This is a genomic window from Ensifer sp. ENS07 (assembly GCF_014852185.1).
GTDB classification, from domain to species: Bacteria; Pseudomonadota; Alphaproteobacteria; order Rhizobiales; family Rhizobiaceae; genus Ensifer; species Ensifer adhaerens.
Genome location: NZ_JACVBE010000007.1, coordinates 118,387 through 132,153, shown reverse-complemented (window position 1 = coordinate 132,153; position 13,767 = coordinate 118,387). Strand labels below are relative to the sequence as shown.

Genomic DNA, 13,767 nt, shown 5'->3' with positions numbered 1-13,767 from the left:
CGCGCGGCAGGCATGTGGGGGACTGCGCGGCTGCGACCGACACCTAGCCCGGGTCGGTTTCGCATCGGGTATGAGACGGAGGGGACATGCTGAAAAATATGCTGCTGCTGTTGATCTCGCTCACCGTGGCGCTCGGTGCCGGGGAAGCAATGCTGCGCATGTTCACGCCGTTTCCGATCGGCACACGGACGCACAAGAGCATCGACGAGAAATATGGCTATCGCCTCGATCCGGCACTGGGCGACGTAGACGAGGACGGCTTCCGGGATCCGCCTGGAGTAAGTTCTGACTTTCAGGTCGCGGCGATCGGCGATTCGATGACCTATGGCAACAACGTTGATAGTGCGCATTCCTGGCCGGCGGCTTTCGGGGCAATGACGGGCGAACGCACGTACAACTTCGGTGTTGGAAGCTACGGTATCTACACTTATCACGCCATCGTGCACGATGCTTTGGCCGCGGGCGCGAAAGGCAACATTGTCGCCGTTTTCCCTGCCAACGACTTCGCGGTCGTCTTTTCCGCCTGTGATATCATGAACGCACGTTCCGACTTCTGGCTCTCAGAGCAGAAGCGACTTCATCTGCAGGCCCTGTTCGGTGACGCGGGAGGTTATTCGCAGTGTGCCAAGGCGCAATCCGTTAGCTTCAAGACGCAGCTTGTCGAGAATGTCGCGATCCTGAGTGCCTATCACCATGAGATCGGGGAACGACTGAAGAGCCTTTACGCACGACTGTTCAAAACGGGCGATGGCGAAACATCCGAATACTATACGTTTCCGGACGGATGCCCTTCCGTCCTGAAGAGCTATGTCGACGACCACGGCCGTATGGCGGATCTGGCGTCGCCCGAAACCGCAGCAATGTTCGGCGACTTCCAGAGGTTTGCGGCCGATTGGGCACAACAACGGCCGGGGCGAGTGGGCATTCTGCTCATTCCGTCGAAAGAGCGCGTGATCTTCGAATGCCTGCGTCGCCATGACCGGTTGGCGTCAGCCGCGCCGGGATTTGTCCTCAGCGTTGAACGTCAGATTGCGCTTGAGAAGAAGATCCGCGAGACCGCAGAGGAGCTGGGTCTACCGTATCACAGCGCGCTTGCCGCAACCGCCGATGCCCTGCAGGATGCGATCCTCACCGGGCAGCGCCTTTATCCTGAAAGAGACGGCCATCCCTTTGAAGCCGGTTACAACGCGTTCGCTCGGACAGCATCATCGCTTTGGGATGAGATGAAGGTGAGGGCCGCCGAGCCTGGCGACTAGTCACATGAATCCGAAGTTGTCGAGCGAAAACACCCCTATTGCGATAAAGCCCAACAACAGAACCGTCCTAACAGCTGTCAGTAGACCAAGCGCGTTCGTATCGTCCCAGGAATTTCGCGTAGAGCCTGAAGAATTTCGTCGGCATTTTCGGAAATTCCATCGGCCTCGACCACCACATAGCCCGTGTCGCCAAGCGTCTGAAGGAACTCAGCGACGATGTTCAGCCCGCGCGACGAGAAGATCTCGTTGAGCTGGATGAGCATGCCGGGGCGGTTTTCATGCACGTGAATGAAACGCGTGCCGTTCGGGCGCTCGGGCAGTTGTACTTGCGGAAAGTTGACGGCGCCCATCGTTGAGCCGATGTCGGAATACTCGACCAGCTTCCTTGAAACCTCCCCGCCGATGCGCTCTTGGGCTTCCTCAGTGGAGCCGCCGATATGCGGCGTCAGAATGACATTGCTCAAACCTTGCAACGGCGTCTCAAAACGGTCGTTGTTCGATGCCGGCTCCTTGGGAAACACGTCCACCGCGGCACCCGCGAGATGCCCGTCGTTCAGGACTTTCGCAAGTGCATCGAGATCGACCACCGTACCGCGAGAATTGTTGATGAAGATGGCGCCCTTCTTCATGCGGCGCAGTTCGGTTTCGGTGATCATGTTATGCGTCGAGGGTGTTTCGGGAACGTGCATAGTCACATAGTCAGAGATCTCGAGAAGATCGCCGAGCGAGGCCATCGACTCCGAATTGCCCCGGCGCAGCCGATCGGAAAGATCGAAGTAGCGCACGACCATGCCCATGCTTTCCGCAAGCGCGCTGAGCTGCGATCCGATATTGCCGTAGCCGACAATTCCGAGCGTTTTGCCGCGGACCTCCCGGCTGCCGACAGCGGACTTCTCCCACCCACCTTGATGCGCGGAAGCCGAGCGCGGAAAGATCTGCCGTGTCAGCATAATAATTTCGCCGATCACAAGCTCGGCCACCGATCGCGTGTTTGAATAAGGTGCATTGAACACCGGAATGCCGCGCCGCCGCGCCGCATCGAGATCGACTTGGTTCGTACCGACGGAAAAACAGCCAACGGCGATCAATTTCTTGGCGGATTCGAAAATCTCGTCCGTCAACTGCGTGCGGGAACGAATGCCGATGATATGAGCGTCGGCGATGTGTCGCTTAAGATCCTTGTCGTCGAGCGCCTTCGGTAAATGAATGAGGTTGGTGTAGCCGGACGAAGAAAAGTAGTCCACGGCGGTCTGGCTAATGCCTTCCAGGAGAAGCACGGAAATTCGCTCGCGTGGGAGAGAAAGCTGGCGGGTCATAAATATTGCTCCGATGTCCGGAAGGCCGGATGTGGCTGCGGCGCCTATGAAGATTTAAGCGGCCGGAGAGGCTAATATCAACACACTGTTACCGCGAACAAATCTCTAGGTACCGCGGATTTTCAATGCTTCCTACCCGAAGGTTGGCAAGAAAGGATGACACAGGCTTTTCCGCCCCTCCCAACTGACCGGAAAACCTGACCGACGAATTTCCTGCACGGGCCGATTCGGCGGATGTCTTACCTCGCATTTCTGGAACTGTACTCCATAAATGCAAGGATGATGGAGCGCCAGATGGCCAACGGCCGTCCTCTCGAGCGCAGCAGTCTATCTAACACGTCAAGGGGCGGAACGGCCTATATGTTTCGGTGATCGTCTTCGCCCGATGCTTTCGCGATCGCAACGATATAGCCGTGCTGTATTCCGGTATGGTAGTTCTGGAAAGTGCGGCCGCCGCAAACAACGCAAACAACAACCGAGCCCACTAATTGTCCTCGCGTGCCGCGCCCAGTTCACTCAATCCGCTTGAGCATCCTTTCAAGCTCGGTATTCTCGGCGCGAAGCTGGTTGGCCAGCAACTGCCGAAGACGCTTGTTTTCAGCATCAAGTGCGGCCAAATCGTCAACGGATTCTGACGCGGCTTCAGCGCTCGCGGGCGGTCTTCGACGCTCGCCGGCAGCTTTGGTAACGGGCACTCTGGTCCGAACAATTCGCTTCCGTGGCGTCTTTTTGGCGACCTTGGCAATGACCTCTGTCGGAAGCTCGATTGCGGTCGGCGCGGGCTCCGCAATCTCCTCGACGACACTCAAACCTGGTGCGGCGCTCTCGGCGCTATCCACGACTGGATCAACTGAATGCGCCTCAAGAGCGATTTCTTCAACGACCGGTTCGTGTGCCGCGATTGGCTCGCTTGAGGCAGCCGCGGGGGTTGTGACTTCTTGAACGGCAGGCCGATTGGCGCCGAACAGATGAGACGATTTTTGTTCAACCTCGCGGGCAAGCGCCTGGAGATCCACATTCCCCAAATCGAGGTCGCTTGCGTCTTTGGCTGACGGCGGCCGGATTTGTACTCAACGGTGAATTTGGGTTGTGATGGCTTCATGGTTTGCACCTCAAGGCTTTTCTGCCGCAACCGCTTGCGGCACGCGGATCTGTCCGCTTGCTCAGACAATAAGGCCTCGGCAGCACATAGCTCGATCTCAATCGAGCCCAAGTTTCTTGCGCAGGTCAGCGTTTTCAGCGCGCAGCTTTTCGGACAGAATCTTACGCAGTCTCCGGTTTTCCGCCTCAACTTCCACGAGTTCCGCAAACCCGTCGGAGACCGATAGAGTGTCGCCGCTTGGTTCGCGATCCGGCTTCACGCTATTCTTCCAGTTATAGTAGGTTTGCTCTGATATTCCTGCACTTTTGACCGCATCTTTCAGCGTGCTTGCGCCGGCAACTTGGGCTCCGATGAACGCGAGCTTCGCGCGCTTTTCTTCCGCGCTGAAACGCGCCTTCGTGGGCGTCTTCACCGATGATGGCGTGGCCGTTCCAGCTTTTGGGCGTTTGGCCGCGGTTCGCTTCTTGCGCTCTGGCTCCGTCGCGGGACCCTCCTCGTCAGAGACGCTGGCGCCGTATATTCTTCGGCCATCGGAACTTCCTCGTTAGTTTCGCCCCTTTTCAACCGATTGAATGCCGATTGTCAACACAACGCATCCGATTGGCCCTTTCCCGGTCTACGCCCGTGCTCAAGTGAAGCAGCCTCCAAACGACATTGAGGAAACGATGAGAAAGCTGGTCGCAGGCAAATTGCACGTCATTTACGTGACAGAGGCCAATCTCAACTATCATGGGTCGATCAATTTGGACCCCGATCATTGCGAGCGATCCGGTATCTTGCCCATGGAGTTTTTCGAAATCTGGAACAAGAACTCCGGGGCCCGGATTTCCACCGATGTCATATTGGGTGAACGCGGCTCCAGGTGATGTATCCCAATGGAGCCGCGGCGCGCACCTGCCAGCCTGGTGACCAAATCATCATCTGCAACTCGGTCTATCTGGAAGAAAGCCAGCTCACCTCATTGAAGCCGAAGGTGCTGATGTTCGACGAACAAAACCATGTTCATGATCGCCTCAGCTACTCGGTCGACATCGACGAAGACGGACGCCGCACCTTCGACATTTTTGATGAAGCCGAGACCGTTCTGCCCGTCCCGCTGTTGGTTTCTGGTGCTCAATAGTCAATTGGCCGGTCTACCGGCGATAGAGGCCGGCCGGCTTTGCAGAGCAGTCATTTGCATATTTATGTTCGTGGTTTAAGGGTAAGGGGTGGTCACCTCCGCCCGACGCGCAATGAGAGAACGTATGGCTTCGATCGTGCCCGCCGATTTGAATGAAGAGCAAGCGCTGGAAGCAGCCAAATTCCTGCAGGCCATCGCGCACCCGAAACGCCTGCTGCTCCTTACTATTCTATCCAATCGGCAATTGTCTGCCGGGAGGCTTGCAGCAGCCGTCGGACTTCCGTCAGGAATGGTTTACAAGCATCTCCACAAGCTCGTCGAAATCGGCGTTCTATCCGTGAGCGTCAAAGCGGCGGGCATGCGGTTTTCGATCGCCTCTCCTGAAACCGTCGTTAACCTCGTGAAGATTCAGGCGGCGCTAGCCGCGCAGATCACCGCCAACCTCGCTTGACGGGTGGCGAGCGCTGCTCATCCGGGCATCTCATTCTTACCGCCTAAAAAATGCCCCGCCAAAGCGGCGGGGCGAGCGTGCGTCCAGATGGCTCACTGGAGGCAGGGAGGTAATTCCAACAGAGAATGCTCATATATCTAACGGTGACGGTGCAGGGGAGAAAGGTCTATTTTCCCGATTCCGGTACGGTTCCGCAAAAATAGGGCGATCGGAGCGCCCCACGAGGGGATACCAGGGCCACTATTCCTTCTTGATTTACTCGACTTTTTGTTGCAGCCTCCCCCACGACCACTGTCGGCATGGTTGCGACTTCGTTCCGCTCCCTGGCTGCATTTGTTCCCTCTAATTTTAGGGGGTTCTTATCGACCGTAATCAATGAAGTGTCCGGCAGCTGATGGGTTTGGGTTCGAACTTGGTTGGATTGAGGCGGCCAAGATGTTGACCGAGGGGCGCGTGGATCTGTGCAGATGGCCACAGTTCAGGTGGCCTCCGAGCGTAGTGAGCCCCGGGCAGCAGCATCCTGGAGAGACCCGCCATTCTTTATCGCGTTATAACGTCACGAAGCGCTTCTGGGGTAACTGGCGACCCCACAACTTTCTCATGCAGCTTATTTCAGCGGCTTGGGACTGGCGTTTCGCCGCGATAGTCGTAAAAGCCTCTTCCTGTTTTCCGTCCAAGCCAGCCGGCTTCGACGTATTTCACCAGCAAAGGACAGGGTCGATACTTGCTATCTGCAAGCCCGTTGCGAAGCGACGTCATGATGGAGAGGCAGGTGTCCAGGCCGATAAAATCGGCAAGCTCGAGCGGCCCCATTGGGTGATTGGCCCCGAACCGCATGCTATTGTCGATATCCAGAACCGAGCCTACCCCCTCGTAGAGAGCATAGACCGCTTCATTGATCATCGGGATGAGAATTCGGTGAACGGTAAAGCCCGGATAGTCTTCGACGACGACAGCGGTCTTGCCCAGGCGCTTGATGACAGCATCGACGGCGTCGAATGTTTCCTTGCTAGTCGCGATGCCGCGGATCAATTCCACAAGTGGCATCGACGGGGCCGGATTCATGAAGTGCAACCCCATGAACTGCTCCGGCCGATCGGTTACACCAGCCATACGCGTGACCGAGAACGAAGACGTGTTCGAGGTGAGAATTGCGTCTGGGCTCAGGTAGGGCGTCAGATCGACGAAGATGCGATGCTTGACGGCTTCAATCTCCGACGCCGCCTCTATGATGAGATCACGGCTACCAACGTCTCTCAGGTTCGTGGTTGACGCCAGCCGAGCCATGGCGGCCGTCTTCTCAGCAGGTTCAACATCACCGCGCGCGATCATTTCATCGATCTGCGCTGCGACGCTTTCCGCAGCGCAAACGAGGGCTTGCGCATCGACATCCATCAATGTGACATGGAACCCCGCCAGGGCAAGCGCACACGCTATGCCGCTGCCCATGTGCCCTGCGCCGACAACTCCGACAGTCTCTATCGCCATGTTCACCTCACGCGACGTCCCGATTTAGGATCTGGTGAGCCTTTTCAATTCCGAGACACACATGTCCCGGTAGAGTCGCTAAGGCGCCTGGATTTCAGCGTCAGAAAGGCCTGACGTTTTCGGCCTTTGTTTTTCCCGTCTTGCGATCTTGTCCGAGATCGTATGAGACCGTCTGACCTTCTCTCAGCACGTCGCCATATTGGAGTGCCGAGACGTGAACGAACACATCGATGCCAGCAGTATCCGGTGTGATGAAGCCGAAGCCTTTGTCTGCATTGAAAAACTTTACTTTGCCCGTCGGCATCAAGACCTCTCCCAGTTGGATGCGGGCACCCTAATGTTCACGCACCGCCCAATCAAGCTGACGCAAACAGAATCTTTGGCGGGTTTCGCCTCGGGGGAGGCCTCTGCTAGATGGGTTGGCGCATGGTTGATGGGGGTGCGATTGTAACGTAATAACATTACTAAAAATCAGATAAGCTTTATTATGGAACTTTGAGGTCATTTGGGCAGTGTTGCTTTTTCGTCGATCAAGCACTCCCGATTTTCCTGATGGCTCAGACCGTTGTGATGGGTTGCGACCGTTCAAAAAGCAACAAACGGCCTGCTTTCGGAGGCGCAACGGGCTCTTTGGCCATACCATCAACCAAGTCCCTGTTTTCCAAAGCCAATCTTTTACTCACTCACCCAGCTTCACTGCCGAAACTGCACTCTTTGGAACTTACACGACTCAGCGCCACGCTCGAAGTCGTTCCCACTACACCTGTTGAGTGATAATCTGACGTTATAGGGCGTCTCCCGCAATATTTGTCCTAGTATCTTGAAGGGGATAGATCCTCGGACATGCCGCGAGTTCCATTGGCGGCCTTTGTAACAACCGCGAGAGGAAAACATGCCCTACGTAATTATGTTTCACGATGATCCGGACGTTCTAGAACGGAAGCGAGAACTGCGCGCAGTGCATCTCGAATACGTCAACAAAAATGCGTCGCGAATTATCGCGAGCGGGGGCCTTTTTCCTGATGACGACGATTTTCCGACCGGTGGGTTGATCATCCTCGACACGGAGGTACGACAGGACGCGATCGACTACATTGAGAATGACCCGTTCTTTCTCAATGGGATCTTCACGCAGTATACCGTCAATCGATGGCGCAAGTTCGTCTTCAACCACAAGCGGGTCACCCCCTGATATCGCCCAGGGCCCACGCAGAGTTTATCAACTGCGTGGGTTCCACTCTCTACGCTTGACGACACCACTCCTTGTGCCCCGCTGACAACCACTCAGCGAGCGCCCAAAGTCGCTAGTTTTCGGCTCATCTCATGCGTCGGGCGGTAGCGTACAAAGACCCGCGCCTGCATGGTGGCATTGTCCATTTCCCCTCCCGCCAGCATCTCCCGAGCCGGGCGAATACGCGTTCGACTCGCAAGGAACTTTCGCCGACCGCGTCTCTTCGGTTTGCAAGCTGCACTCGGACTGCGTCGCGATCGTTGCGCTACGGGCAGCACCGAGTAGGTGCGGAATGTTCTGTAACAAAGCACTTATCGAAAAGCGGAACCCTGCAAGTGCGGTTGCGCTTGCAGGGTTCTGCATTGACCAGGTTTTTCAGCCCGCAGACTATTCTGCTATGGCCTCCTCCTTCCGCCGCCGGATGCTCGGTAAGATCATCGCCGCAAGTGCGACTGCTCCGAGCGCAAGGAACACCGCGCTCACCGGCCGCTCGATGAATACGCTCACGTCGCCGCGCGAAAGGACCATCGCGCGCTTGAGATACTCTTCCAGCATCGGCCCCAGAACGAACCCGATTAGCAACGGCGCCGGCTCGAACTGGAGCTTGATGAGGGCATAGCCGATCAGACCGAAAATCACCGTTTGATAGACGTCGAACGCCGAGTTGTTGACCGAATAGGCGCCGATACCACAGAAGACGAGGATCGCAGGGTAGAGGTACTTGTAAGGCACCTTCAGCAACGAAACCCAGACGCCAACGAGCGGCAGATTGATGATAAGCAACATCAGATTGCCAATCCACATGCTCGCGATCAGCCCCCAGAAGAGCGTCGGCTGCTCGTCGATCATTCGCGGACCGGGCTGAATGCCTTGGATCATGAGCGCTCCGATCATCAATGCCATGACCGCATTCGCCGGTATGCCGAGCGTGAGCATGGGAATGAACGACGTTTGAGAAGCTGCGTTGTTCGCGCTTTCGGGACCAGCCACCCCCTCGATCGCACCGCTGCCGAACTCATCGCGATGTTTCGAGACTTTGCGCTCCAGCATGTACGACGCGAAGGTTGACAGTGCGAGTCCGCCACCTGGCAGAACGCCCAGCAACGACCCCAACGCGGTCCCGCGCAGAACCGAGGGCACAGATCGCGTAAACTCGTCTTTCGTTAGCCACAGTTTGCCAACGCGCGACACCGTTCCCGATCGGTTTTCCGGACATTCGAGATTGCGGATGATTTCGGCGATGCCGAAAAGACCCATCGCCAACGGCACGAAGCCAACCCCTTCAAACAACTGCGGAAAGCCGAGCGTGAAGCGGATTTGACCGCTTTGCAGGTCGGTTCCCACCAGTCCGAACAGGACGCCCAGAATGATCATCGCTAGGGACTTCAGAATGTTTCCGTGTGCAAGGACGGTCGCAGCAATCAGGCCGAGCAAGATGAGCGAGAAGTACTCGGCAGGGCCGAACGCCATGGCGACCGACGTCAGGAGCGGGCCCGCGCCTGCAACGACCAACGTGGCCACGGTTCCGGCAAAGAAGGATCCGATTGCAGCCACGGTGAGGGCTGCCCCGGCCCGGCCCGCCCGCGCCATCTTATGCCCCTCGAGCGTTGTAACGACCGCGGTTACTTCACCGGGCAAATTCAACAGGATCGCCGACGTTGAACCGCCGTACTGCGCCCCATAATAAATGCCGGCGAGCATGATCATGGATGTGATCGGATCGAGGCCAAATGTCAGCGGAAGCAACAAGGAGATCGTTGCCACCGGGCCGACGCCCGGCAGAACGCCAATCGCCGTGCCAATGATGCAACCGACAAACGAGAACGCTAGGTTTTGGAAGGTGAAGGCTACTGAGAGCCCGAGTGCGAGATTATCAAGCATCTGTTTGGACCTCAGGAATTGGTCAGGAACGGGGGGAGGAATGGAACGCTGATCTGCAACCCCCAGGTAAAGACAAGCCAGCAGATTGCCACGAGAACGACCGCCAGCGCCGCGATGCCCTTCGGCGTCTGCGTTCGGTCTGCCAATCCGCTAATCACGACGAGCGTTACGGTTGCGGCAGCCAGACCGATGTCCTCAAGCATCGCTCCAAAGATCGATAGCGCCGCCAGGATCAAGCCTACTTCGCGCCAAGCCCATTTTTCCAGTCGCTCCGGAGAGCCATAGAACCCCGCAAGGAGTACACCCGTGCCCAACACGCCGAGTGCCACAATCACGACAAGCGGCATGTAACCGGGACCCATTCGGCTCGCGGTGCCTAATGGATAGTCAAGATTGATGTAGATGCCGATCGCCGTTACCAGCAGCAGGATGACTCCGCTCGCGATATCTTTGGCGTTCACTTGTTTGCTCATTTGTCTTTTGCCTCACCTGTAGACTGCAAGTCAGTGGAAAGATCGTCCACCGTCGACCGCGAGCGCAGCTCCGGTGACATACGAGGATTCCTGGCTCGTAAGGAACAGAATCGCGCTCGCGATTTCATCTGGCCGAGCGACGCGCTTCATCGCATAGTTTGCTGCATTTCCTCCGTTGCCGACAGCCATGGGTGTATCGACCATGCCCGGACAGACAGCATTGACCCTGATCTGTGGGGAAAGCTCGGCGGCGAGCGCGCGACTGAGGTTGACCACTCCGCCTTTCGACGCAGCATAGGCAGTATGATTGGCAACGTTCGGCAGCAGGCCCTGGGCTGAAGCGATGTTGACGATCGTGCTCGCCTGGTTGCGCGTCAAGAAAGGTACACAGCTCTTCGTAACGAGGTATGTCCCAATCAGGTTGACATCAATGATCTGGCGCCAAAGCGCGCTGGGCATCTCCTGGACGGAGCCAGTCGCCATGATTCCGGCCGCATTTACGAGGCCGTCTATGCCGTTGAGTTTGTCATGGATGAGATTGGCGACCCTTGCGACGTCGCCTTCGTCGGTGATGTCCGCCCCGATCGCGTAGCCGCCGATCGCGTTTGCAACGTCAGCAGCCGCAGCAGCGTTGCGATCCAGGCACGCGACAGCGGCCCCCTCTGCTGCGAAGAGTTCCGCGGTCGCCTTGCCGATCCCTGAGGCGGCGCCTGTTACGATAATCCGGCGGCCTGCGAGCCGCCGCATGCCGCCGGTGATGTTTGGTACGTTCATGGTACGGCCTCCCTGCCGTAGGCAAGCGGAAGAAGCGTTAGTCGGATCTACTCACTATCGCATGATGAACGGATTGACGGGCGCCTCCTCCGCGACCGAGATAATCACGCTCTTGGTTTCAAGATATTCGTTTACAGCCTCGATGCCGCTTTCCCGGCCTAGGCCAGATCTCTTCATGCCGCCGAAGGGAACCATGTAGCTGTAGGCGCGGTACGTATTGACCCAGACGGTGCCGACATGCAGTGCTTTCGACATCCGAACCGCTCGACCCATGTTGGTAGTCCAAACGCCGGCAACGAGGCCGTAGTCGATTTCATTCGCTATCCGGATTGCCTCATCTTCTGTGTCGAAAGCAATAATGGACAGAATTGGGCCGAACACCTCTTCCTGCGCGATACGCATCTGGTTCGTAACGTCAGCAAAAACCGTGGGCTCGACGAACTGACCACCGGTGAGGCCAGGACCCTGCGCCGGTTTTCCCCCCAAGATGCATCGCGCCCCGTCGGCTCGCGCAACACCTAGGTAATCGATGACCTTTTGAAACTGAGGAGGAGTGGCAATTGGCCCAACATCCGTTTCAGGATCCATAGGATCGCCCAGCCGAATGTTGCGAGCGAGCCTCAGCAACCGATCGGTGAACTCTTCAAGAATGGATCTTTGCACCAACAAGCGTGAGCCTGCCGTGCACATTTGGCCGGATGCGCCAAAGATTCCTGAAACCGCGCCTGCCGCGGCAAGCTCCAGGTTCGCGTCCGCAAACACGATGTTCGGCGACTTTCCGCCAAGTTCAAGCGATACGCGTTTCATCGTTCGCGCCGCCGTTTCATAAACCTTCGCACCAGTTACATCGGAGCCGGTGAATGTGATCTTTGCCACGTCGGGATGTTCTACCAGGGCCGAGCCCGCTTCGTGGCCCAGGCCTGTGACAACGTTGAAGACACCGGAAGGTAAACCGGCCTCTTTGACCAGGGCAGCAAATTCCAGCGTGCTTGCCGAAGCGAACTCCGAGGGCTTGACCACCACGGCACAACCCGCAGCCATCGCCGGCGCGCATTTGATGGCCGCAAACCACAACGGAGAGTTCCAGGCCGTCAGGGCCGCGACCACGCCAATTGGCTCACGGGTCGTAAAGGCTAGCGCGTCAGGCTTCTCGATCGGAATTGAGTGCCCTTCGATCTTGTCGGCCAAGCCGCCATAGTAGCGCCAGCATTCTGCGATTGCGCCGAGTTGGCCGCGCGTTTCGCGCAGGAGCTTCCCGTTGTCACGGGTCTCGATCTCCGCCAGATGATCTCGATTCTTCTCAATCAGATCTGCAATCGCGTTCAGGAACTTCCCGCGCTGTGTCGCCGTGAATCCCGACCAGTGGCCCGTTGTCATAGCGTCACGCGCGCTGCGTACGGCGCGATCGACGTCATGTGATTTTGCGCGCGGGATTTCTGCCCACGCGTCCCCGCGATAGGGATCTGCCGTTGCCAAGAACTCGCCGTCCACCGGATCGACAAAGTCGCCGGCGACAAACATCTGGTAGCGCTTCATTGAATATCCTTCTGAGGCTTCTTCGCCTCAAGCCACTGGGTGCGGGTCCCCCAGCAACACTTTGCCTGGGGAACCGGGCGATCTTATTCAATCGGTGAACTTGACGTTGTTTTCCTCGATCACCGCCTGCCAACGCCGGGCCTGCGTCGTCATGAATTCTCGCAGCTCTCCGCCGGTTAGCAATTGCTCCTGGAACGCGAGCGGCCCAAATTTCTGGCGAAACGCGTCACTCTGAACGCCCTTGGAAATCGCATCCGACAGACGTTTTACGATCGGCTCCGGCGTCCCTTTCGGGGCCATGTATCCGTACCACAGCATGCTGTCGATATCCGGATGACCGAGTTCTCGCATGGTGGCAACGTCTGGCAGATTTGATGTTCGTTCCGGCGATGTGACCGCCAGGACGCGCAGAAGCCCATTCGCGGAAAGTGTTGCCGCTTCGCGTGCTGAGGGAAACATCATTTGTATGAAGCCCCCGCCGAGTGCCTGCAATCCTTCGGGATTGTTTTTGTAGGCGACGTGAACGCCGTTGCCGCCGATCTCCTTGAGAAAGCGTACGGCGGTGAGGTGTGCGAGGGTTCCTGCGCCCGCGCTACCGAATGCTATCCCGTCGGCGGATTTTGCGACCTTGATCAAGTCGTCCATCGTTTTGATGTCGGACTGCCCGGAAACGACCAAAGCCATGGGATATCCGCCAATGCCGACGACTGGCGCAAAATTGTCGAGGTTGTAGGGGAGGTTGTCGCGCAATACTGTCTGCACGATACCCGACGTGGTCAGGCAGAGAAGGCGGTATCCATCGGGATCAGAAGAGGCTACGAGATTGCCCGCAACGGTGGTCGCACCACCGCCACGATTGTCGACAACGATCGTTTGCCCGAGATCGGCGCGAATCTGCTCCGCGATGAAGCGGCTGAGCGTGTCATCATCTCCACCCGGCGAGTTGCCGATAATGAAACTGACGGGATGGCTCGGATAGTTGTCCTGCGCGAACACTGAGCGCGCAAGCGGCAAGCTCAGTGCCGCTCCCGCAGAGGTCGCGATGAGAAAATTTCTACGGCTGATATTCATGGTTTCCTCCCAAGTTGAACGCCGCCTCCACACGGCATCTCTTGAGCAAAACTTTATTCGACACTCCT

The 13,767-nt window shown here is 57.3% G+C and carries 13 protein-coding genes and 1 pseudogene; 4 read left to right on the top strand and 10 right to left on the bottom strand.

Annotated features, from left to right (window positions below):
- The first annotated feature begins 86 nt into the window (after positions 1-86).
- Entirely contained in the window at positions 87-1,256 is a 1,170-nt protein-coding gene (locus IB277_RS21590) for a hypothetical protein (RefSeq protein ID WP_246812782.1), read from the top strand.
- Positions 1,257-1,333: 77 nt separating this feature from the next.
- On the opposite strand, the gene serA is transcribed toward IB277_RS21590, so the two are convergent.
- The 3 genes from serA to IB277_RS38175 all read right to left on the bottom strand — a co-directional run bounded on the left by serA (position 1,334) and on the right by IB277_RS38175 (position 4,086).
- Positions 1,334-2,572: a phosphoglycerate dehydrogenase gene (gene serA / locus IB277_RS21585; protein ID WP_192371662.1), complete on the bottom strand. Its 1,239-nt coding sequence runs from the start codon at positions 2,570-2,572 to the stop codon at positions 1,334-1,336.
- A 512-nt stretch (positions 2,573-3,084) separates the two neighbouring features.
- A complete protein-coding gene (locus IB277_RS21580) occupies positions 3,085-3,588 on the bottom strand; it encodes a hypothetical protein (RefSeq protein WP_192371661.1) in 504 nt (167 codons plus the stop codon).
- A 183-nt stretch (positions 3,589-3,771) separates the two neighbouring features.
- Positions 3,772-4,086, bottom strand: coding sequence for a transposase (locus IB277_RS38175; RefSeq protein WP_371813641.1), 315 nt, complete (start codon positions 4,084-4,086; stop codon positions 3,772-3,774).
- A 253-nt stretch (positions 4,087-4,339) separates the two neighbouring features.
- Here IB277_RS38175 and panD point away from each other — a divergent pair.
- Positions 4,340-4,794, top strand: a pseudogene (gene panD, locus IB277_RS21570) (aspartate 1-decarboxylase).
- Between the two features lie 124 nt (positions 4,795-4,918).
- On the top strand, positions 4,919-5,245 hold the full coding sequence (locus tag IB277_RS21565) for a helix-turn-helix transcriptional regulator (protein WP_192371660.1): 327 nt from the start codon (positions 4,919-4,921) through the stop codon (positions 5,243-5,245).
- Between the two features lie 612 nt (positions 5,246-5,857).
- On the opposite strand, the gene IB277_RS21560 is transcribed toward IB277_RS21565, so the two are convergent.
- Positions 5,858-6,733 (bottom strand): 3-hydroxybutyryl-CoA dehydrogenase, encoded by an 876-nt coding sequence (locus tag IB277_RS21560; protein WP_192371659.1) that lies wholly within the window; start codon positions 6,731-6,733, stop codon positions 5,858-5,860.
- A 100-nt stretch (positions 6,734-6,833) separates the two neighbouring features.
- Entirely contained in the window at positions 6,834-7,037 is a 204-nt protein-coding gene (locus tag IB277_RS21555; protein ID WP_192371658.1) for a cold-shock protein, read from the bottom strand.
- A gap of 588 nt (positions 7,038-7,625) precedes the next feature.
- Here IB277_RS21555 and IB277_RS21550 point away from each other — a divergent pair.
- Complete coding sequence (locus IB277_RS21550; protein WP_192371657.1) at positions 7,626-7,925, top strand: YciI family protein; 300 nt, start codon at positions 7,626-7,628, stop codon at positions 7,923-7,925.
- A gap of 426 nt (positions 7,926-8,351) precedes the next feature.
- Here IB277_RS21550 and IB277_RS21545 read toward each other — a convergent pair whose 3' ends face one another.
- From IB277_RS21545 to IB277_RS21525, 5 genes are all read right to left on the bottom strand, one after another.
- Positions 8,352-9,845: a tripartite tricarboxylate transporter permease gene (locus tag IB277_RS21545; protein ID WP_192371656.1), complete on the bottom strand. Its 1,494-nt coding sequence runs from the start codon at positions 9,843-9,845 to the stop codon at positions 8,352-8,354.
- An 11-nt stretch (positions 9,846-9,856) separates the two neighbouring features.
- Positions 9,857-10,318 carry a tripartite tricarboxylate transporter TctB family protein gene (locus tag IB277_RS21540; protein WP_192371655.1) on the bottom strand — a complete coding sequence of 154 codons (462 nt, stop codon included), beginning with the start codon at positions 10,316-10,318 and terminating at the stop codon, positions 9,857-9,859.
- A gap of 30 nt (positions 10,319-10,348) precedes the next feature.
- Positions 10,349-11,092, bottom strand: coding sequence for an SDR family NAD(P)-dependent oxidoreductase (locus IB277_RS21535; protein ID WP_192371654.1), 744 nt, complete (start codon positions 11,090-11,092; stop codon positions 10,349-10,351).
- 54 nt (positions 11,093-11,146) lie between these two features.
- Positions 11,147-12,628 (bottom strand): aldehyde dehydrogenase, encoded by a 1,482-nt coding sequence (locus tag IB277_RS21530; RefSeq protein WP_192371653.1) that lies wholly within the window; start codon positions 12,626-12,628, stop codon positions 11,147-11,149.
- Positions 12,629-12,715: 87 nt separating this feature from the next.
- Positions 12,716-13,699, bottom strand: coding sequence for a tripartite tricarboxylate transporter substrate binding protein (locus tag IB277_RS21525; protein WP_192371652.1), 984 nt, complete (start codon positions 13,697-13,699; stop codon positions 12,716-12,718).
- Positions 13,700-13,767: the final 68 nt, after the last annotated feature.